We start from the raw sequence: 19,977 nt of genomic DNA, 5'->3' as shown, positions 1-19,977 counted from the left end.
CGTGGACCTGTACGAATACCAGGCGAAGGAGATCTTCGCTTCCCACGGAATACCGACACTGCCCGGCTCCGTGGCCAATGATCCCAACGGGGCCAAGGCAGTCGCGGAAGAAATCGGCGGGCCCGTGGTCGTCAAAGCCCAGGTCAAGGCCGGTGGGCGAGGTAAAGCCGGCGGTGTCAAGCTGGCCGAGACCCCTTCCGAGGCCGAAACCAAGGCCGAGGCGATCCTCGGGCTAGACATCAAGGGCCACACCACGCGTCAAGTGCTGGTCACCGAGGCCTCCGACATCGCGGACGAGTACTATCTCTCATTCCTGCTCGACCGTGCCAATCGCAACTTCCTCGCGATGGCCTCGGTCGAGGGAGGCGTGGAGATCGAGGAGGTGGCGGCCAACAACCCCGACGCGTTGGCCAGGGTCCCGATCGATCCGGTTCACGGTGTGGACGAGGCCAAGGCCCGCGAGATCGTCGAGGCGGCCAAGTTCCCGGCGGAAATCGCCGATCAGGTCACCACCATCGTCGCCCAGCTCTGGGAGGCGTTCGTGGCCGAGGACGCGACCCTCTTCGAGATCAACCCGCTGGTCAAGGACCCGCAGGGCAAGGTCATCGCCCTCGACGGCAAGGTCACCCTCGACGACAACGCCTCGTTCCGCAATTCCAAGCAGTCCGAGTACGTGGACGAGGGCGCCGAGGACCCGCTGGAGGCCAAGGCCAAGGCCAAGGACCTCAACTACGTCAAGCTCGACGGCGAGGTCGGCATCATCGGTAACGGTGCCGGTCTCGTGATGTCCACTCTGGACGTGGTTGCTTACGCGGGAGCCGAGCACAACGACGTCAAGCCCGCCAACTTCCTCGACATCGGCGGAGGAGCCTCCGCCGACGTCATGGCGGCCGGACTGGACGTCATCCTCGGTGATCCGGACGTGAAGTCCGTCTTCGTCAACGTTTTCGGCGGCATCACCGCCTGCGACGCGGTCGCGAACGGCATCGTCCAGGCACTGAGGATGCTCGGCGACGAGGCGGCCAAACCGCTGGTGGTCCGGCTCGACGGCAACAACGTCGAGGAGGGCAGGCGAATCCTGGCCGAGGCCGACCACCCGCTGGTCACGTTGGTCGACACCATGGACGGCGCGGCCGACAAGGCCGCCGAGCTGGCTGCGGGCGAATAAGGGGCGAGCTGCTGTGTCAATCTTCCTCAACGAAAACAGTAAGGTCATCGTCCAGGGGATCACCGGTTCCGAGGGCACCAAGCACACTGCTCGGATGCTGCGTTCCGGAACGAACATCGTCGGCGGTGTGAACGCCCGCAAGGCAGGGCAGAGCGTCGAGATCGAGGGCAGCCAGCTGCCCGTCTTCGGCAGCGTCAAAGAGGCGATGGCCGAGACGGGGGCCGACGTCTCCGTGGTGTTCGTCCCGCCCAAGTTCGCCAAGGAAGCCGTGATCGAGGCGATCGACGCCGAGATCGGCCTCGCCGTGGTGATCACCGAGGGAATCCCGGTGCACGACGCGGCCTACTTCTGGTCGCACGCCAACGCGACCGGCAACCGGACCCGCATCGTCGGCCCGAACTGCCCCGGTGTGATCTCGCCGGGCAAGTCCAACGCGGGCATCATCCCGGCCGACATCACGGCGGGCGGCAAGATCGGCCTGGTGTCCAAGTCCGGCACCCTGACCTACCAGATGATGTACGAGCTGCGCGACATCGGTTTCTCCACCTGTGTCGGCATCGGAGGCGACCCGGTCATCGGGACCACCCACATCGACGCGCTGCGGTCCTTCGAGCAGGACCCGGAGACCGAGGCGATCGTCATGATCGGTGAGATCGGTGGTGACGCCGAGGAACGCGCTGCCGAGTACATCAAGGCCAACGTCAGCAAACCGGTCGTCGGCTACGTCGCGGGCTTCACCGCCCCCGAGGGCAAGACGATGGGGCACGCCGGTGCGATCGTCTCCGGTTCCGCCGGTACCGCGGACGCGAAGAAGGAGGCGCTGGAGGAAGCCGGGGTCAAGGTCGGCAAGACGCCGAGCGCGACCGCCAAGTTGATGCGTTCGATCATCAACGGCTGATCACCGCGCCGTAGCACGGATGCGCCGTCCGTCGGCCCGCACGCGGGTGTGACGGGCGGCGTTTCCGTGTCGCGGGGCCGTGCGCCGGGCGTCCTCCGGTCCTCGCGTTCCTGTGACGCGGTCCCCGCGGGTTCGGTAGCGTCGTGATCGAGGTTCCGGCGCACCCCTCGAACGAATGACCGCCGAACCGCTGTCAAACGATTCTCCGGTCAGGATGGAGTTCCCATGCCCGCGCCCTACCCACCACCCCAGCAACCCGCCGCGGCGGAGCGGGCGAAATTCGAGCTGGACGCGAAGTCGATCCTCGCGCTCGCCACGGCCGCACTCGGTCTGGTCAGCTGGTTCGTCGGATTCTTCGGTTCGGCGGCCAACGCGATGACCGGCGTGTCCGGACTCGCCGTGATCGCCACTGCCGTGCTGGCCGGGATGTGGTTGCTTCCACGGGTCCCGAGCTCGACCGTCGCGATGGTTCCGCTCGCGGTGTACGCGGCGTTGTCGATGTTGCAGCAGGTCGTTCTCGTGGGGACCTCCGACGTCCCGGGCGCGACCAGCGGGGCCTCCTCCATCGTGCTGATGCTGCTGGTCCTGTTGCAGGCGGTGGCCGTGGTGGGGCTGCTGCTGTTCGAGTACCGGATCCTCACACCTCCAGCGGCGGGCGGAGGAGCCACCCAGCAGGTGGCACATCCCGGTCCGGCCGGGCAGCAGGGACAGCCCCAGCAGGGGGGTTGGAATCCGCAGAGCGGCCCGTACCCGGCCCAGCCCGGTGCCCCGCAGCAGGGAGCACCGCAGCAACAGGGCGGCTGGAACCCCCAGTCGGGCGGTTTCGTTCCGGGAACCGGCCAGGGCGCGGCCCAGCCCGGGCAGTTCGGCCAGCCCCAGCCCGCGCAACCACAGGGCCAACCGCAGGAGTACGCCCAGCCCGGCTCGTTCGCTCAACAGCCCTACCAGGGTGGCCAGCAGAACCCCTACGCCAGGCCGAACCCCTACGAGCAGCAGCCCTCCCAGGAGCAGCAGGGACAGCAGGGTGATCCCTCGGGAGGCCCGCAGGGCACTCAGCAGATGCCCCACCCCGGTCAGCGGCCTCCGGGCTGAAGACCCCGTGCTCGTGCCGTGCGGCGACCGCTCGTGGTCGTCGCACGGGTGGTGCTTTCGGCGCTGCCCGCGCCGGAGGAAGCCCCGTCCCGTCCGACGGCTCGATCGGAGAACACCGGTGAGCGGGCCCCGTTCCCGCACGAGCTCGTGATCACCCTTTCGGGGGGTGCGGCGGCGCGTCGTCGCCAGCGCTCGGTGTGTGGCTGACACCTTCGATCGTGTGACGGCACTCGATTCCGCTCAGATCGACGCTGCCGAGTCCTGCACCACCCGGCAGTGGGTACGCGCGACGCGCGAGACGCTGTTGGCGTCCGTGCTGGTGCTGGTGTCCGGCTACCTTGGCGTGGCCGTGTTGCTCTCCTGCGTCGTGGGAAGTTCCCCGCGCGCCGAGTTCGCCTGGTCCGGTGTGCTCGTGGCCGCCGTGCCGGGGTGGCTGACCGTTTTCCAGGTCCCCCTGCACGTCCAGGGTGCGCCCCTGACGGCTCTGCCGCTGCTGCCCACCGCTCTGGCGGCGACGCTGATCGCGTGGGCCTCGGCGAAGGTGGCGCGGCGGGCGCGGCTGCGCAAGCCGGAGCAGCTGCTCCCCGTGATCCTCGTGATGGGGCTGTCCCACGCGTTGCTCGGAACGCTGTTCGCCCTGCTGCTCGGCACCGACGGTTCACCGGTGCGCGCCGCCCCGTGGCGGGCCTTCGTCCACTGCGGTTCGACGGCCGCTTTCGCGGCTTTCGTGGGCACTGTGGACAGGTGCGGGGTTCTCTACCTGCTGTGGCAGCGTCTGTCCCGCCCGATGTGGCTGGCCCTGCGCGAGGGGGTGCTGGCCTCCGCCGGTGTGGTCGCCGCGGGAGCGATCGTGTTCCTGGGCGCCTTCTGCGCGAGTCTGCCCGAACTGCAGGCGCGCTCGGTCGAGCTGGGCAGTGCGGGAGCAGGCGCGGGTGCGTCCCTGGTCTCGGTGCTGTACGTGCCGAACGTGGTCGTCGGTGGTTGGGCCTTCGCCACCGGAGTGGGCTTCTCGATGGGCGATACCACGTTCACCCCGTTCGGAGGGGCGTTGTCGCACCCGCTTCCGGTGCTGCCGCTGTTCGGCGTGCTGCCAGAGGAGAGCCCGCCGGGGTGGTTGGTCGGGGTGCTCGCGGTGCCCGTGCTCGTCGGGGTGGCGCTCGGGGCGCACTGTCGGCGGGTCACCGCGCGGGAGGACGGACGAATGCGCGTGCTCGCTCTCGCGACGGTTCCGGTGGCGTTGTTCGTGCTGTCGCTGGCCCTGCTGGCCGGGGGCGGCCTGGGCGGGGTTCACGGCCCCTTCGCACCACGGCCCGTGCCCGCCGCCCTGGCCACGGCCGGATGGTTGATGGTTGGTGCCTTCTCGACCGCGTGGTTGCTCGGGGTGTGGCGTGCCGAGGACCGGGAGGAAGGCGCGGCCGGGTCCCTTCGAGCCGGTTCGGAGGAGGAGCGGGCCGGAGCGGAGCCCGGGTGGGCCGAGTCCGCCGAGTGGGATTCCGCCCCGGAGCCCGCCGAGGAGCCGGACACGGCGGAGGAACCGGAGCAGGTGGAGGCCGAGGATCCTGCAGAAGTGGAATCGGCCGGAGCGGAACCGGCCGAAGTGGAGGACCCGGGGCCGGAGCGGGCTGCGGAGGAAACCGGCGGAGCGGTCTCCCCGGACTCCGGGGAGACCGCTCCGCCGGGCGCGGACGAGGAAGTTTCCAGCCAAGAAAACGAAAAAGATTCGTACAGTGTGGCTGCCGCTCCGGAACCCCGCTCCGGCTGAGAGGCCCAGCGGACACCGGAACGCGGGGGCAGCGCATTCGCAGGCAGAGCTTTTCCGGTCGAGTCGTCGGTTGGAGCCGGGTCTTCCCCGCAGGTGCTCCTGGTGCCGAAACGGCCCCGAGCACCTGCGACGGGCGAGAGCGGAGAATCTCGGTGAGGGGCATACCACTCGGGTGGGGACCTGCCTGTGATGATCGTGAACAGGGCGCTTAGTCTGCGTGTGACATCAAGCGGAACCCTCAGGCCGTCGTCAGGAGTGCACACTGAGCGCCCCACTCCCCACCGCCGCGGAGCAACAGAGCGTGTCGCCGGAGGAAGCGGAATCCGGCGTCCGGAGTTTTCGACCGTCCAGCCCAGTGCGGGTGGTCGTCCTGGTGTCCGGTTCCGGCAGCCTGCTGCAGGCGCTGTTGGACGCCGTCGAAGACCCGAACTACCCGGTGCGAGTGGTCGCGGTGGGCGCGGACCGCACGGGTACGGCCGGTACGGAACGGGCCGAACGCGCGGGTGTTCCCACGTTCACCTGCCGGTTGAAGGACCATTCGAGCAGGCGGGAATGGGACCGGGCCCTTGCCGAGGAGTGTGCTGCCCACCAGCCGGACCTGGTGGTCTCGGCGGGCTTCATGAAGCTCGTCGGCACCGACTTCCTCGCCCGCTTCGGGGGGCGTTACCTGAACAGCCATCCCGCGCTGCTGCCCTCGTTCCCCGGTATGCGCGGCGTCCGCGACGCGCTGGAATACGGCGTCCGGGTGACCGGCTGTACCTTGTTCGTCGTCGACGAAGGGGTGGACACCGGACCGATCCTGGCTCAGCAGGCGGTCGAGGTGCTTCCCGATGACGACGAGCGGACTCTGCACGAACGAATCAAGGCCGAGGAACGGCGGACGCTGGTGCGAACGCTGGAACGGCTGGCAGAGCACGGCTGGACCGTGCGGGGACGAAAGGTGAGTATCGGCGTGACCACGAACTCGCAACAACGGCGGCCGGTGCGGCGCGCGTTGATCGGCGTTTCGGACAAGGCGGGTCTGCTTGAACTGGCCACCGGTCTGCACGCGGCCGGTGTGGAGATCGTCTCCACCGGCGGCACGGCCCGGACGATCTCGGAAGCAGGCGTCCCCGTGACCCCCGTCGAGGAGGTCACGGGGTTCCCCGAGGCGCTGGACGGTCGGGTCAAGACCCTCCACCCTCGGGTGCACGCCGGGCTGCTGGCGGACCAGCGCAAGCGGGAACACGTCGATCAGCTGAGCGAGCTCGACATTCCCGCCTTCGACCTGCTCGTGGTCAACCTGTACCCGTTCACGCGGACGGTCGAGTCCGGAGCCGGTGCGGACGAGATCGTGGAGAACATCGACATCGGTGGTCCGGCCATGGTGCGCGCGGCGGCCAAGAACCACGCGAACACGGCCGTCGTGGTGGAACCGAACAAGTACGACTGGGTGGCTGAGCGAGTCCGCGAGGGCGGTTTCGACCTCACCGAGCGGGCCGAGCTGGCCGCGGAGGCGTTCCGGCACACCGCCTCCTACGACGTGGCCGTCGCGAGCTGGATGACCAGGAACAACAGTCCGGAGGAGGAGAGCTTCCCCGGCTGGATGGGGGAGACCTGGCAGCGGCGCAGTGCGCTGCGCTACGGCGAGAACCCGCACCAGCCCGCCGCGTTGTACGTCTCGGGTGGGGACGCCACCGGTCTCGCCGCGGCGGCGCAGCTGCACGGCAAGGAGATGTCCTACAACAACTACGTGGACGCCGACGCGGCCTGGCGAGCCGCGCACGACCACGAGCGGACCTGCGTCGCGGTGGTCAAGCACGCCAATCCCTGCGGAATCGCGGTGTCGGACGGCGACGTCGCCGAGGCGCACCGCAAGGCGCACGAGTGCGACCCGGTCAGCGCCTTCGGGGGCGTGATCGCCACGAACAGCGAGGTCTCGGTTCCGATGGCGGAGCAGATCGCCGAGGTGTTCACCGAGGTCGTGGTCGCTCCGAGCTATGCCGAGGGCGCTCTGGACGTGCTCACGCGCAAGAAGAACGTGCGCATCCTGACCGCGCAGCCACCGCACGGGGGGCGGGTCGAGATGCGCGCGATCTCTGGCGGCCTGCTGGTCCAGGGGGCCGACGCGATCGACGCCTCCGGGGACGACCCGGCCAACTGGACGCTGGCCGCGGGAGAACCCGTGGACGAGGCCACGCTGCGGGATCTGGCCTTCGCCTGGCACACCTGCCGCGCGGTGAAGTCGAACGCGATTCTGCTCGCGGACGACGGCGCCACGGTCGGTGTCGGGATGGGACAGGTCAACCGCGTCGACGCGGCCAGGCTCGCGGTCTCCCGTTCCGGGGACCGGGTGCGCGGTGCTGTTGCCGCTTCGGACGCCTTCTTCCCGTTCCCGGACGGTCTGCAGGTGCTGCTGGACGCCGGGGTGCGCGCTGTGGTGCAGCCCGGTGGTTCGGTGCGGGACGAGGAAGTGAGCGCGGCGGCGGCCGCCGCGGGCGTCCCGCTCTACCTGACCGGAACCAGGCACTTCGCCCACTGACAGAGCTTTTCCGTTCGGGTCTCGTGCGGGCTCGGCCGGCGGACCTCCGGCCGGCCCGCGCTCCGGGTGCCGGAACACGGGTGGCGGGGCCGGTCCCCGCCGCGCCGCGGGGCGCCTCGAGCGGCGGCGGTTCCGCACCGCTTCCGGTCATCCCGTGGAGGTGTGCTTCCAGACTTCCCACGGCTGGGCGCGGACCCAATCCGCGATGGGGGCGGGTTCGAATCCCAGCAGGCGTTCGGCCGGGCCGTTGTCGACGTGGAACAGTTCGGAGCCGGGGTCGTCGTCCAGCCAGCGGTAGATGCCCGCGATTCCGGCCGCGGTGGTGGCTCCGAGCGGTCCCCGCAGCATGCTCTCGAACCCTGATGCCGTCAGCGGGCGGAAGGTGACGTTCCCGCCGAGTTCGCCGGCGAGGACGGCGGCCAGTTCGTCCCCGCTGATCGCTTCGGGGCCTCCCAGCGGCAGCACCGTGTTCTCCACCCCTTCCGCGTGCAGCGCGGCCACCGTGGCCGCGGCGAGGTCGTCGTGCGACAACCAGGACACTCGTCGGTCCGCGGAGAACGGGTAGGCCAGCACGCCGTTGTTCACCAGGTCCGGTCCGTTCCAGGGGCTGAAGAGGTTGTCCAGGTACACCGGAGGGCGCAGCACGACGGCGGGAGGATCACCGGCGAGGAACACCCGTTCCGCGACTCGTCTGGTCTCGTAGGCGGCGTGGCGGGTGGTCGGCTCGGGGACCGGTGTGTTCGTGTTGTAGACGAGTCGTTTCACTCCCGCCGCGCGGGCCGCGGTGACGATGTTGTTCGCGTAGGCCTCGATCGTTTCCGCGTCGAACACCAGCGGAAGTACGACCGAAGCGTGGGTGACCCCGTCGAACGCCTCGCGTACCGCGTCCGGGTCGGCCAGGTCGCCGTGTCTCGTCGCGAGGTCGCGGGTTTTCCGGTTCGTCGCGCCGTTTCCCCGGGTGAACCCCCTGACCTCGTGGCCGCCCGCTTTCAGGGCGCGGGCCACCGCGGCCCCCTGGAAGCCGTTCGAGCCGATCACCAGGTGTTCGTCCTTTTCGGGCACTCGATGTCCTCCTGTCGGTGCGGCCTCCACGATTCAGTCAGATGTGGACAGCGGACCGAAGGGTTCGTTGTCGTTTCGTGATGTTCGGAGCGGAGCTCGCGGTATTCGATCACCAGTTCGAGTGATCGCCTTGACCCGGGAATTCGGGTGCGGTTTACTGGAGTCGTTCGAACAGGAGTTCGAACGAGTCGGTGGCCGACGTCGGGGGTCGGCCACCCTCGCGGGGAGCGCGCCGTGCCGGGTGCGGCGCGTGGACGACGGTCGTCTCCGTGGTGGCGGGTGCCGGAAGTTCGGGGTTCCGGCACCCGTCCGGGGAACACGGAGGCACGTCGGTGGTGTCGTCTTCGAACACCGCACGGGGCGGCCACGGCTTCACGGGGTGTGCGTGGCCGCCCCGTTCCCAGCGCTCAGGGCGTTCACGTCGGGCTGTCGATGTCGCCGACGTGGCGAATGTCGAATATGTCGTACCGGCACGATTCGGCTGTGGGCGAGGATTACCATCCGGGCGTGGCCGAAAACGACTCCATGGATCACACGGAGCCGAGTTTCGAGATCGGCAAAGACGGGCTGGGCGGTATCGTCGTAGGGATGGACGGTAGCCCGGCCAGTTTTCATGCCGCGGCATGGGCGGCGGGCCTCGCTCGGCGCGAGCGGTCTCGTCTGGTGCTCGTCTACGTCGAAGCCGTCGGGGGAGTGGCCTACTGGTCACCGATGGGGGTGGCGGTGGCCAGTGAGGCCGCCGAAAGCCTCGTGGCCGATCTGAAACAGGAACTGGTCACCCACCTGAAATGGGTCGACATCGACTGGGACTTCGTCCACCACCGGGGCGATCCGGCCGTGGGACTGGAACAGGTGGCCGAGGAGTACCGTTCCGATCTCATCGTCGTCGGCCGTTCCCGCAGACGCGGCGGGCTGCTCGGAACCGTCCCCGCGACGCTGGTGGTCGAGGCGGTGCGACCGGTGGTTGTCGTCCCCTGAAGGGGAAGAGAGTCGGCGGTGCCTTTTGCTTGGTGGGTTCCGTGGCGGAACCTCGGTCGGGGTCTCGCTGCGGGATCCTCGACATCGGGTAGCGGCCTGCACAACGTCGAGGCCGTCCTCGCGAGACCCGGGACTGAGAACCCGCGGTCGGTCGGGCTGCTCAGGCTCGTAAGCGCTCGCTTTGGAGTGACGGATTTTTCGGGGACTCGGTTTGCTCGGTGGGTTCTGATGAGCGGAACCCCGCGGCGGTGCCGACTGCTCGGGCTCAGAGCGCCCGCTCCGGGGCGGAGCGCTTCGGAGGTTCCGCGCGAAACGCCCGGTGCGCGGTCCGAGAACCCGCTGCGCGCGGTCGCGGGGCGGAAGCCCGTCCCGCGACCGCGCGCCACCGGTCGCTTGGTCAGCCCTCCATCGGAGGCCGCATCGCCTCGTTGCCGTTCAACGCCACCAGAGTGCCGTCGGCGAGCAGTTCGTTGACCGATGCGGGCAGCACGTAGGCGGTGCCGCCCCCGGGCTGTTCGAACCACGGAACCGCCGTGCCGCACAGCACTTGGACGGGACGCTGCACGCGGTAGGCGAAGTAGTTCCGGCTCGCCCACTGCGGTGGCAGCGAGCGCTGGTTGTACGGAGTGCGGAGGGCGTACATGACGTTGCCGTCCGGATCGCCGAAGCGGTCCACCTCGGCGCCCGGCTGCAACATCATGTTCTGCCTGCTGCGGTACAACGTCAGCGGTGGTTCGCCCCGGAGCGGCTGAATGGGTTGCTCCCCGCCGGGACGAGGCGGCTGTGGTGCGGAGGGAGCCCCCTGCTGCGGGGGTTGTTGACCACCCATCGGGGGCTGCTGCCCGTTCTGCGGTGGTTGGACCGGTCCCGGAGCGGGTCCCTGCATGCCCGGACCCGGCTGTGGCTGTCCGGGAGCTCCTGGCGCGTTCGGGTGCGGCGGCCGCGGAGGCGGCGGTGGAGCGGCCCCTCCCGGCCGTGCGGCCGGGGGAACACCCGGGTGCTGCTGACCGTCCGAACCGGGAGCGGCGTGCGGCGGGGCAGCCGGGGGCTGCTGAGCGGCCTGACCGGGAGCGGGCTGCTCGGAATCCCCCGGCTGCTCGGAACGAGGAGGCCGCTTCGGCAACGGAGGGGGCATCTGTCCGGGCGGGGGAGTGCCCGCCGAATCGATCTCCTGCTCGGGGTCCTGCTCGGGAGTCAGCTCCGACAGCGGGTCCGGCTCGGACGCGGGGGACTGCTGCTCCTCGGGCGAGACCTCCTCGGCGGAAGGGCTCGCGGGAACTCCGGGATCGTTTCCGGCAGCGGCGGGGGACGGTTCCGGCCCGCCGGAGTCCTCCGGTGCGTCGTCACGGCTCTCGGTGGCCGCGAACAGGAAGTTCCCCCCGGAGTCGTTGGCGGGGTCCGCGCCGGTGGCACCGCGCCGCTTGGGCAGCTCTCCCAGGGGGGACTCGGTGGGGGGAGCCTCCGCTTCTCGTCCGCTGCCCTCGATGGGATCCGCCTCCCGCGCCTCGGTGGCGATCCCGGGAGTTTCGAGCGGTTCCTCCGGAGGAAGGGGACGGTCCTCGTCCTGGACGAGGGGTTCTTCGACGATGTCCGAATCGGACGGGGGAGGAACGTTTCCGGAGTCCTCGGAGCCGTCGAGCAGCAGGCTGCCGAGCAGATAGGCGCAGGCCTGGTCGGGGCGGACGAAGCGCATCACCTCGTCGTCGTCCGGGGTCGTGACGACCCAGTCGATCCCCTCCTCGAACAGCGACCTGACCGCTTCCGAACGGAGGCCGAGACTGTACTCGGAAGGATGAACCCCGAGCTCGTCGAACCGCTCACGCAGCTGCGCGAAGATCGTTTCCGCGTCCTCCTCCTGCTCGTCGGAGCGGCCGTGGCGGGACGCCGCGACGACTTCGTCGAAGGAGCGCGGTTCCTCCTGGGCCGTGGCCGAGTCCTCGGTGCCCGGAGCGGACGGTTCCGGCGCGAGGGGCTCCTCCGCGGTGAACCGGGGGCCCTCCGGGGCGTCCGCGGGAGCGTCGTACGAACGCGCCGGTGCTTCGGAAGGCGAGTCCTGCCGGAAGCCTTCCTCCGAGTGCTCCGGAACGTCCTCGTCCGGTCGCTCGGCGAAATGTGGAACGGCTTCCTCCGAAGTGGTCGCCATGGTCGTCGTGACGGCTTCGGTCTCGCCGAGGGCGGCGTCCCCGAGGGGAAGCCCCTCGGGGGTGTCCGGGATGTCCGCGGAGTGTTCGGCCTCGGCCTCGGCCGCGGTCTCCGCGGCACGAGCGGCTCTTTCGGCGGCCTCGTGCACGGCGGGGTCGAGTTCGACGACCGTGAAACTCGCGGAGCGGACGTGCTGGACCAGCTCGGGCTGCGGCGGCATGCCGTACTGCGCCAGGTAGTAGGGCACGGCGCCCGGCCAAAGCCAGGTTCCGTCACTGTGCCAGCTGTCCGGGACGGCCTCGGGCCGATTCGGATCCAGTCGATCCGGCCCGTAACTCTCCGCGGGAAGCACCACGGGGGCGCTTTCGAGGTAGCGCAGCAGCGGTTCGCTCTCCTGCGGGGAGAGCGGAGGACGGCTCTGGACGAGCGGGCGTCCCCGCTCGTCCGCGTCGTCGAACACGCGCGCCGTGGTCAGCCGGGGAACAGCGGCTTCCTCGCCGGCGGGGACGTCCTCGTGCGGTTCGGGCCGTCCCGGCAGCTCGGCGTCCGGACGGCGGGGTTCCCGAACCGGCAGGGCGTCCGACGACTGCGTGCTCGTCAACCGCGCGCTCATCCAGTCCGGGACGTTGTCCTCGGAACGCGGGTAGCGGCGCAACTCCTCGGCGTAGGCCTCGGGAGGCAGCGGCTGCTGCCACTGCGGCTCCTCGTCGAAGTTGATGTCGATTCGGTAGCTCGACGGGCGCTCCACTGTGTACAGCGCGCTGAGCCATGTGCCGACGTCGGGCCTGTACATGCCCTCACGGAGGTGCTCGAAGATTCCGTTCAGCTCCTCCGGCGGCTCCCATGCTCGGCTATCGCCGTCCTGCAGGGTCACTTCCGCGAGCAGGTCGTGATACTCACCCGTGGCGCGGTACTCCACGGTAACCTGTTGCCAGTCCTCGGGGGCCTCCTGCAGCAGCAGGACCCCGATCCTGCGTGCTATCTGTTCCTGCTCTTCCGGGCTGATCGCTGTCGGGCGCGACATGGGTGTCATCCTCCCCCTCTCAACCGGGCCCTCCGACTCCACCCCACATTGACGTTACTCGATCGACGCCCGGAGACGTCGCCCGGCTTTCGGGTTTCCGCTGGTCGAAACGAACCGCTGGTGTTTTCCTGTCGCGTCGACGACTGGTGCGGCGCTCCGGCGCAGGCAGCGCCGAAGCTTCCATCCGAGCGACTCGCGCCGCCGCGGGATCTCGCGCGGGCCGGACGAGGTTTCGTGCGCACACTCTGCCCAGTGCCGGCTCGGCGGGACACCCCTCCGCGGTCGTTATCGCTCGATCGGGGAGTCGCACGAGTCGAGCGGGGAACCGCTGCGCGGAACGGTTGGCAGATCCGTCACAACAGCGCGGTCGGAGGGGGCGTGAGCCGTTACGGTCGTCGCGTGAGTGCCGAGACCGTTCTTCGCTCCCACAGTCACGGTTCCGAACTGCTCGCTCGCGGTTTCGGTGTGCTGGGGGCAGCCGCCGTGGGGTTCCTGCTGGCTCTGCAGTCCCGTGTGAACGGTGCTCTGGGGACCCAGCTGCGGGACCCGTTGGCCGCTTCGGTGGTCTCCTTCGGGGGCGGGTTGACGGTGCTGCTCGTCGTGGTGGCCGTGACCCCGAGCGCGCGCCGCGGCTTCGGCAGGCTCGCACGCACCGTCCGCGCCGGCACGGGGATCAGACCCTGGCAGTGCGTCGGCGGCGTCTGCGGCGCCTTCCTCGTGTTCAGTCAGAGCGTGGCTGCCAGCCTGCTCGGCGTCGCGCTGTTCACCGTCGGTGCGGTCGGCGGGCAGGTGGCCAGCGGACTCGTGGTGGACCGCCTGGGACTCGGTTCGGGAGTCGCCCGTCACCTGACCGTTCCCCGGGTGCTCGGTGCGGTGCTGGCCCTGGTGGCCGTGGTCGTCGCCGTCTCGGCCCGGCTGGGCGCGGCCCATGTGAGCTGGTTGGTGCTGCTTCCCGTGCTCGCCGGGACGGGGGTGGCCTGGCAGCAGGCCATGAACGGCCTCGTCAAGCAGACGGCGGACTCCGCCGTGTCGGCTGCCACGCTGAACTTCGGGACGGGGACGGTCGCGCTGCTGGTGGCCTTCGGAGCGGAGGTCGTGCTGCACGGTTTCCCCGCCGACTGGCCCGCCACACCCTGGTTGTACATCGGCGGGCTGCTCGGAATATTCGTCGTGTCGGGCTCGGCGGTCCTGGTGCACTACACCGGGGTGCTGCTGTTGAGCATGGGCATCGTCTCCGGGCAGTTGATCGGCGCGCTGGCGCTGGACCTCCTGCTGCCCGTGAGCGGTTCGCACGTGGACGTGGGCACCGTGGTGGGGATCTGTCTGGCGCTGTTCGCGGTCGCCGTGGCCTCCGTGGAAAGGGGTGGAGTGTCCTCCCGCGCGAGATCTGCGAGGATAGCCAACCGTGAGCGCCACGATTCTTGACGGTAAGGCCACCAAGAACGCCATCTACGACGAGCTGCGGCCCAGGGTGGCCGCGCTCGCGGAACAGGGCCGCACGCCGGGGCTGGCCACGGTGCTGGTGGGTGACGACCCCGCCTCGCACTCCTACGTGCGCGGCAAGCACAACGACTGTGCGCAGGTCGGGATCGAGTCGATCCGCAGGGAGCTCCCCGCCGACGTCGGCCAGGCCGAGCTCGAGGGCGTGATCGACGAGCTCAACGCCGACCCGGCGTGCACGGGCTACATCGTCCAGCTGCCGGTTCCCGACCACCTCGACACCGGGGCTCTGCTGCAGCGGGTCGATGTGCGCAAGGACGCCGACGGGCTCAACCCGGTCAGCCTCGGAAGGCTGGTCCTGGGCGAGCCCGCCCCGCTGCCGTGCACTCCGCGCGGGATCGTCGAGCTGCTGCGGCGTTACGGGGTCGAACTCAACGGAGCCCACGTCGCGGTCCTCGGTCGCGGGATCACCGTCGGCAGGCCCTTGGGGCTGCTGCTGACCCGGCGCAGCGAGAACGCGACCGTCACGTTGTGCCACACGGGGACCAAGGACGTCGCCGCCGAGCTGTCCAGGGCCGATGTCGTGGTGGCCGCGGCGGGCAAGCCGAATCTGGTCACGCCGGACATGATCAAGCCCGGGGCCGCCGTTCTCGATGTGGGAGTGACCCGCGGCGAGTCCGGCCCGATGGGTGACGTTCACCCGGACGTGGCCGAGGTGGCCGGCTTCCTCTCGCCGAACCCGGGCGGTATCGGTCCGATGACCCGCGCGATGCTGTTGAACAACGTGGTCGAGGCCGCGGAGCGCGCGGCGGAGTGAACGACCGGGCCCGTTCGTGGGACGCGGGGGTTTCCGCAGTCGAGTCCCGCGTTCCACGGGTTCTGAGCGCTTGTTCCGGAACCCGTGCTCCGGGGTCGAGCGCTCGGCTCGAGCGAGCCGTCGGTTCCCCGAGCCACTGATCAAGTTCTGCGAACAGTTTCTGAGAGGGGCGATGTTCGACCGCTTCGTTGGTGGACGCGGCTCGGTGCACCTGTGGTTCGCGCTCGTGGTGCTGGTCGCGCTGCTCGGGATTCTGCGCGTGGCGATGTCGCACTGGCGGGACGGCGCGACCCTGCTCGGCGGTGCTTTCCTGCTCGCCGCGGTGTTCCGGGCGGGGCTGTCCACGGAACGGGTCGGTCTGCTGGCCATCCGGAGCCGCCCGGTGGACGTGGTGCTCTACGGGGCGCTCGGAGCGGTCATCGTGTTCGTGGCCATCACGATCAAGGGCGGCCCCCTGGCAGGCTGATGAGAGCGGGCTTGGCCTTTCGGCGCTCCCAGCGCCGAAACGTCCCGCTATGCAGCCGGCGCCGTCGCGGGTTCTCGGGGCGCCGCCCGGGGGTCCGCCACGGAACCACCTGCGCCTGTCGGGCTGGCGAACTTCCGGTCAGTCCCACCAGAAGGTCCACTGCCTGCGGCCCCGTATCTCCTCGGCGTACGCGGATATGCTGCCCGTGTCCTGCATGATCCGGTCGGGTGCGAACGTCCAGTGCTCCGCCGCCACGGCCGCGGCGTGCTCCGCGCGGATGGGCGGGGCCGCCACGCTGAGGTCCAGCCGGTCGGGTCCGAGACGCAGCACGCGGGCCCCGAAGCGTTCCTCCCAGCTGCGCAGCATCGCGGACAGACCGGCTGAGCGGGAGACGTGGTTCGTGGCTCCCGACCACCCGAGCACGGTGAGCGCGTCGGCTCCGCGGGGGACCGGCACCAGGCCGAGTCGGGTCTGCTCGTCCAGCAGCCGCTGGGTCAGCTGATTGGCGAGCACGGTCGAGTCGGCCAGCAGGTCACCGGTCGGGGCGAGTCCGGGACAGGAGTGCCCGAACGGGGCGAGGCTGTCCTCGTCGTAGGCCGGGCCGAGCTCGGAGTCGATCTGGCACAGGCCGTCCCAGATCCTGCTCATCACCTGTCCCGGTTGCCATTTGTCGATGTGGGCCCGCGGTTCCGGTGTGACCACACCGACGGTGCAGCGGTCGCCGTACAGCTCGGTGTCGTCCACCAGCAACAGCGGCCACAGCCCGTTGGAGCCGCTTTCGGCGCGCAGTGTCGCCAACAGCTGTGCGGAGGGGGGCTCCTTACTTATCCAGCAGAGCGGACCGGGATCGTGGTTACCGTCGATCCTGGTGGACTGCTCGGCCAGTAGTTCACCGGTCGGCAGTTCGACTCGGCCGGCGAAGCCGATCCGCAGCGTTGCGAACGGATCCGCCGCGGTTTCGCCCTTCGGGGGTTCCCATGGCACTGCACCGCCTCCTCACCAAGCGGCCACACGCCGCGAGCGGCGGGTTGGGATCATCGCTTTGGCGATCAGTGTGCCATTCCGGTGGGTCGAACTCCGAACGCAGGACGGTGATTCGATGAGTGGGATACGCCCTTTCCTCCTCCGAAGGAATGAATGTCACTCGTCCGGGGGTGCCTGAGGTGCTTCCGGGAGGTCCGGGGACCCGCTCGGAGGACACGGCTCAGGCTCCCGCCGGATGTCCTTCCACCTCGCAGTCGCCCCCGGGATAGACGAGTCGTTCGTGCCCGTCGTCGAAACGGACCAGGTACGGAGGTTCCCCGTTCTCCCCGCGGACTTCGAGGATCACCCCGGCACGATCCGGTTGTTCGACCGTGCGGCTGTGCACGTACAACCGTTCTCCTGTGGTGGCCTTCATGAGTAGTCACCTCCTAGTGAGTCGTGCCTCCAGGTTAGGTGACCGGCGCCACATTTCGCAGGTGTGTGCCGGGTGAGCCGCGTATATCCGGCGGGTGATCCTCGAGCGGTCAGCGGAACGGCTCAGCCGGCCTCCTCGGCTCCCTCGCCGCCTTCCGAGCCTCCGGAGTCGCCGGACTCGCCGGAGCCTCCCGAACCGCCGGAGTTGCCGGAGCAGATGTCGAGCACCCGCTGAGCGTGCGCGAGCTTCTGCTGGGTCCACTCGGCGCTGTTGTCGATGGTCACTTCTCCGGACGCCACCCGCTCGGCGGAGCTCTGCATGTCGCGCAGGGCCTCCTGCAGTGCCCGGTCGCTGGTCTGGTCCGCGAGGTTGCCGAGCTCCGCCGCCTTGTTCCGGGCCTTCTCCTGGGCCTGCTGCGGATCGGAGAAGTTCGGCATGAACTGCACTGCTCCGGTGGCCTTGGCGCAGCTCTGGGCGGTGTCCAGGTTCTTCTGGGCCTTGTCGATGCCCTCCTGGGCGTTCTGCACGCCCTGCTGGGCCTCCTGCAACTCGCCACACGCCGCTGTGGCCGTCAGCATGGGAAGGGCCAGAACGAGCATCACGAGCTTGCTGCGGATACGCATGGGTCCTCCGTCGTCGGCGCGGGTTCTCCGTTCTCCCGCCCCGTGCAGCCTACCGACTCCACGAACCCGGGGAGGTGCTTTCGCGCGTCCCGGCTCCGGTGCGGGGACGGTGGGGAGGTGGTCAGCTCGGCGTTATCCAGGCCATCACCTTCGGCGGGAGCCCCAGTTCGGCGAGCCACGGGACGGCGCCGACCCGGTAGAGCACCACGGCGGACAGGATCGTGGCGGCGATGGTGAGTCCCGGCCCGATGATCGCCAGCTCGACCTTCCCCCCGGTCTTCATCCGCAACGCCTTGGGAGGTGCCACCGGGTACCAGGTCCGGCTGCTGAGGGGGATGGGCCAGAGCATCGGACAGCCCTGTTCGGTGATGGCGTCGCCGATGAAGTGGGCGACGCACCCGATCATGACCGCGACCCCGAACGCGGCAGCGTCGTGCGGCTGGTTGCCGGTCCAGGCCCAGCACACGATGGTCAGGGTCAGCGAAACGGCCGCGATCAGCAGTGCGTCGCTCTGCGGGGACCAGTTGTTCATCAGCCCCCGGACGGTGAGTCCGGCGAAGACGAACATCAGCACGCCGAGCGCGGTGCCGTTGCTGCTCTGCACTATGGCCGTGGTGATCAGGCCGGCCAGTATCGCGAACACGATGGTGTGGGTGAAGCCCCGGTGAGTCCCCGAGCGGTCGCTGTCGTGCTGGGTTCTGGTCAGGCGGTACAGAAAGCCGCTGAATCCGCTCAGGGCGGCCGAGACCCCGCGCGACATTCCGCCGAAGGTGCGGGCCACGGTCGACTTCGGATGGTCGATGTCCGGCAGCAGTGCGGCGCCGGTCGCCAGGGTCGCCCCCACCACCCAGGTCTTGGGGGTGAGCTGGCCGATGGTGTGCGTACCCGCCGCCGCCGTCACGGCGGCCCAGGCGGCGAGTCCGCTCATCGCGTGGGTGGGTCCGGTCGCCACGAGTTCCCTCCAAGATCACGTGCTGTGTCGAGCGTAGCTTCCCGGCGGTCGCCACCGGGGGACCCGCGCCGGAACACCGATCGCGGTGGGGGCCCGGCGACGTTGTTGTGTCGTTGCTCACTCGTTTCGCGGTGCCGCGGAAGTGCGCGGCCTGCTGTGCTGGGTCGCGCTGAGCGGAGGGTTTCACCCCGGAAGCGGGTGCGGTGGCGGGTGGGGCTCACAGGCGGCCGGTTTAGCAGTACGCTTGTACCGTTTGCGTTTCTCGCGTGAGAGGAGCACCCCGCCACCATGAGCAAGATCAAGGTACTGGGAACCGTCGCCGAACTCGACGGCGACGAGATGACCCGCATCATCTGGTCCTTCATCAAGGACAAGCTGATCCACCCCTACCTGGACATCAACCTCGACTACTACGACCTGGGCATCGAGAACAGGGACGCCACCGATGACCAGGTGACCGTCGACGCCGCCAACGCGATCTCCAAGCACGGTGTCGGCGTCAAGTGCGCCACCATCACCCCGGACGAGGCCCGCGTGGACGAGTTCGGGCTGAAGAAGATGTGGCGCAGCCCGAACGGCACGATCCGCAACATCCTCGGCGGCGTGATCTTCCGCGAGCCGATCGTCATCTCCAACATCCCGCGGTACGTGCCGACCTGGACCAAGCCGATCGTCATCGGCAGGCACGCGCACGCCGACCAGTACAAGGCCACCGACTTCAAGGTCCCCGGCGCGGGCACCGTGACCGTCACCTACACGCCGGCCGACGGTTCCGAGCCGATGGAGCTCGAGGTCGCCAACTTCCCCGAAGAGGGTGGTGTGGCGATGGCCATGTACAACTACCGGCGCTCCATCGAGGAGTTCGCGCGGGCCTCGTTCCGCTACGGTCTCGAGCGGGGCTACCCGGTCTACATGTCCACCAAGAACACGATCCTCAAGTCCTACGACGGCCTGTTCAAGGACGTGTTCGAGGAGGTCTACGAGAACGAGTTCAAGGCGGACTTCGAGGCCAACGGGCTCGAGTACGAGCACCGGCTGATCGACGACATGGTCGCCACCGCGCTGAAGTGGGAGGGTGGCTACGTCTGGGCCTGCAAGAACTACGACGGTGACGTCCAGTCCGACACGGTCGCCCAGGGCTTCGGGTCCCTCGGTCTGATGACCTCGGTGCTGATGACCGAGAGCGGCACCGTCGAGGCCGAGGCCGCGCACGGCACGGTCACCAGGCACTACCGCAGGCACCAGCAGGGTCAGGAGACCTCCACCAACCCGATCGCGTCCATCTTCGCCTGGACCCGCGGGCTGCAGCAGCGCGGCAAGCTGGACTCGACCCCCGAGGTCGTCGAGTTCGCCAAGACGCTGGAGCAGGTCGTCATCGAGACCGTCGAGAGCGGAAAGATGACCAAGGACCTCGCGCTGCTGGTCGGCGGTGACCAGGGGCACCTGAACACCCAGGACTTCCTGAACGCGCTGGACGAGAACCTGCAGAAGAAGATGGCCCAGCGCTGAGGTCCGTCCTCGGGGCCGTCCGGCCCTGCCGTTCTCCTGGCGGAACCTCCCGCCGGTGATCGGCTCGGCAGGGTGGTCGTTTCCGACGCGGGTGCGTCGGAAGCGCAGCCGCGCCGTCCCGTCG

General features: G+C 69.4%; 16 protein-coding genes and 1 pseudogene. 11 read left to right on the top strand and 6 right to left on the bottom strand.

The window, feature by feature from the left end; genetic code table 11:
* Position 1: 1 nt before the first annotated feature.
* The 6 genes and pseudogenes from sucC to purH all read left to right on the top strand — a co-directional run bounded on the left by sucC (position 2) and on the right by purH (position 7,441).
* Positions 2 to 1,168 (top strand): ADP-forming succinate--CoA ligase subunit beta, encoded by a 1,167-nt coding sequence (gene sucC / locus FHR84_RS08670; protein WP_179534986.1) that lies wholly within the window; start codon positions 2 to 4, stop codon positions 1,166 to 1,168.
* A 13-nt stretch (positions 1,169 to 1,181) separates the two neighbouring features.
* Positions 1,182 to 2,066 carry a succinate--CoA ligase subunit alpha gene (gene sucD, locus FHR84_RS08665; protein WP_179534985.1) on the top strand — a complete coding sequence of 295 codons (885 nt, stop codon included), beginning with the start codon at positions 1,182 to 1,184 and terminating at the stop codon, positions 2,064 to 2,066.
* A 225-nt stretch (positions 2,067 to 2,291) separates the two neighbouring features.
* On the top strand, positions 2,292 to 3,158 hold the full coding sequence (locus FHR84_RS08660) for a DUF5336 domain-containing protein (protein WP_179534984.1): 867 nt from the start codon (positions 2,292 to 2,294) through the stop codon (positions 3,156 to 3,158).
* 220 nt (positions 3,159 to 3,378) lie between these two features.
* Positions 3,379 to 4,920: a cell division protein PerM gene (locus FHR84_RS08655; RefSeq protein ID WP_179534983.1), complete on the top strand. Its 1,542-nt coding sequence runs from the start codon at positions 3,379 to 3,381 to the stop codon at positions 4,918 to 4,920.
* Between the two features lie 301 nt (positions 4,921 to 5,221).
* A pseudogene (purN, locus tag FHR84_RS23210) lies at positions 5,222 to 5,830 on the top strand (phosphoribosylglycinamide formyltransferase); the annotation flags it as partial.
* Between the two features lie 42 nt (positions 5,831 to 5,872).
* Positions 5,873 to 7,441, top strand: coding sequence for a bifunctional phosphoribosylaminoimidazolecarboxamide formyltransferase/IMP cyclohydrolase (gene purH, locus FHR84_RS08650; RefSeq protein ID WP_343075230.1), 1,569 nt, complete (start codon positions 5,873 to 5,875; stop codon positions 7,439 to 7,441).
* 147 nt (positions 7,442 to 7,588) lie between these two features.
* Here the strand turns inward: purH and FHR84_RS08645 are convergent, their stop codons facing one another.
* Complete coding sequence (locus tag FHR84_RS08645; protein WP_179534981.1) at positions 7,589 to 8,503, bottom strand: NmrA family NAD(P)-binding protein; 915 nt, start codon at positions 8,501 to 8,503, stop codon at positions 7,589 to 7,591.
* Positions 8,504 to 9,010: 507 nt separating this feature from the next.
* On the opposite strand from FHR84_RS08645, the gene FHR84_RS08640 reads away from it, so the two are divergent.
* Positions 9,011 to 9,481: a universal stress protein gene (locus FHR84_RS08640; RefSeq protein ID WP_343075205.1), complete on the top strand. Its 471-nt coding sequence runs from the start codon at positions 9,011 to 9,013 to the stop codon at positions 9,479 to 9,481.
* Positions 9,482 to 9,878: 397 nt separating this feature from the next.
* On the opposite strand, the gene FHR84_RS08635 is transcribed toward FHR84_RS08640, so the two are convergent.
* Positions 9,879 to 12,647 carry a glycohydrolase toxin TNT-related protein gene (locus FHR84_RS08635; protein ID WP_179534980.1) on the bottom strand — a complete coding sequence of 923 codons (2,769 nt, stop codon included), beginning with the start codon at positions 12,645 to 12,647 and terminating at the stop codon, positions 9,879 to 9,881.
* 399 nt (positions 12,648 to 13,046) lie between these two features.
* Here FHR84_RS08635 and FHR84_RS08630 point away from each other — a divergent pair, with 399 nt between their 5' ends.
* The 3 genes from FHR84_RS08630 to FHR84_RS08620 all read left to right on the top strand — a co-directional run bounded on the left by FHR84_RS08630 (position 13,047) and on the right by FHR84_RS08620 (position 15,370).
* Complete coding sequence (locus FHR84_RS08630) at positions 13,047 to 14,072, top strand: DMT family transporter (protein WP_179534979.1); 1,026 nt, start codon at positions 13,047 to 13,049, stop codon at positions 14,070 to 14,072.
* Positions 14,053 to 14,904: a bifunctional methylenetetrahydrofolate dehydrogenase/methenyltetrahydrofolate cyclohydrolase gene (locus FHR84_RS08625; protein WP_179534978.1), complete on the top strand. Its 852-nt coding sequence runs from the start codon at positions 14,053 to 14,055 to the stop codon at positions 14,902 to 14,904. Before FHR84_RS08630 ends, FHR84_RS08625 begins: the two co-directional genes overlap by 20 nt.
* 172 nt (positions 14,905 to 15,076) lie before the next feature.
* The gene (locus tag FHR84_RS08620) at positions 15,077 to 15,370 is read left to right on the top strand and encodes a DUF3017 domain-containing protein (RefSeq protein WP_179534977.1); all 294 of its coding nucleotides are present in this window, start codon (positions 15,077 to 15,079) and stop codon (positions 15,368 to 15,370) included.
* A gap of 138 nt (positions 15,371 to 15,508) precedes the next feature.
* Here FHR84_RS08620 and FHR84_RS08615 read toward each other — a convergent pair whose 3' ends face one another.
* The 4 genes from FHR84_RS08615 to FHR84_RS08600 all read right to left on the bottom strand — a co-directional run bounded on the left by FHR84_RS08615 (position 15,509) and on the right by FHR84_RS08600 (position 18,344).
* Positions 15,509 to 16,354: a DUF4253 domain-containing protein gene (locus FHR84_RS08615; RefSeq protein ID WP_179534976.1), complete on the bottom strand. Its 846-nt coding sequence runs from the start codon at positions 16,352 to 16,354 to the stop codon at positions 15,509 to 15,511.
* Positions 16,355 to 16,574: 220 nt separating this feature from the next.
* Positions 16,575 to 16,769, bottom strand: a complete 195-nt coding sequence (locus tag FHR84_RS08610) for a DUF1918 domain-containing protein (protein ID WP_179534975.1) — start codon at positions 16,767 to 16,769, stop codon at positions 16,575 to 16,577.
* A gap of 122 nt (positions 16,770 to 16,891) precedes the next feature.
* The gene (locus tag FHR84_RS08605; protein ID WP_179534974.1) at positions 16,892 to 17,392 is read right to left on the bottom strand and encodes a hypothetical protein; all 501 of its coding nucleotides are present in this window, start codon (positions 17,390 to 17,392) and stop codon (positions 16,892 to 16,894) included.
* 121 nt (positions 17,393 to 17,513) lie between these two features.
* Complete coding sequence (locus FHR84_RS08600) at positions 17,514 to 18,344, bottom strand: metal-dependent hydrolase (protein WP_179534973.1); 831 nt, start codon at positions 18,342 to 18,344, stop codon at positions 17,514 to 17,516.
* 288 nt (positions 18,345 to 18,632) lie between these two features.
* Between FHR84_RS08600 and FHR84_RS08595 the strand changes: the two genes are divergently transcribed.
* Positions 18,633 to 19,853: an NADP-dependent isocitrate dehydrogenase gene (locus FHR84_RS08595; RefSeq protein ID WP_179534972.1), complete on the top strand. Its 1,221-nt coding sequence runs from the start codon at positions 18,633 to 18,635 to the stop codon at positions 19,851 to 19,853.
* The last annotated feature ends 124 nt before the right edge of the window (positions 19,854 to 19,977 follow it).

The organism is Actinopolyspora biskrensis (assembly GCF_013408175.1).
Taxonomy (GTDB): Bacteria; Actinomycetota; Actinomycetes; order Mycobacteriales; family Pseudonocardiaceae; genus Actinopolyspora; species Actinopolyspora biskrensis.
This window is presented reverse-complemented; position numbering and strand designations above follow the sequence as displayed.

Bases quoted from the DNA above. Each gene is read 5' to 3' on its own strand.
- FHR84_RS08660 (WP_179534984.1), top strand. From the start codon at position 2,292: ATGCCCGCGCCCTACCCACCACCCCAGCAACCCGCCGCGGCGGAGCGG.
- FHR84_RS08635 (WP_179534980.1), bottom strand. From the start codon at position 12,647: ATGTCGCGCCCGACAGCGATCAGCCCGGAAGAGCAGGAACAGATAGCA.
- FHR84_RS08620 (WP_179534977.1), top strand. From the start codon at position 15,077: ATGTTCGACCGCTTCGTTGGTGGACGCGGCTCGGTGCACCTGTGGTTC.
- FHR84_RS08610 (WP_179534975.1), bottom strand. From the start codon at position 16,769: ATGAAGGCCACCACAGGAGAACGGTTGTACGTGCACAGCCGCACGGTC.
- FHR84_RS08605 (WP_179534974.1), bottom strand. From the start codon at position 17,392: ATGCGTATCCGCAGCAAGCTCGTGATGCTCGTTCTGGCCCTTCCCATG.
- FHR84_RS08595 (WP_179534972.1), top strand. From the start codon at position 18,633: ATGAGCAAGATCAAGGTACTGGGAACCGTCGCCGAACTCGACGGCGAC.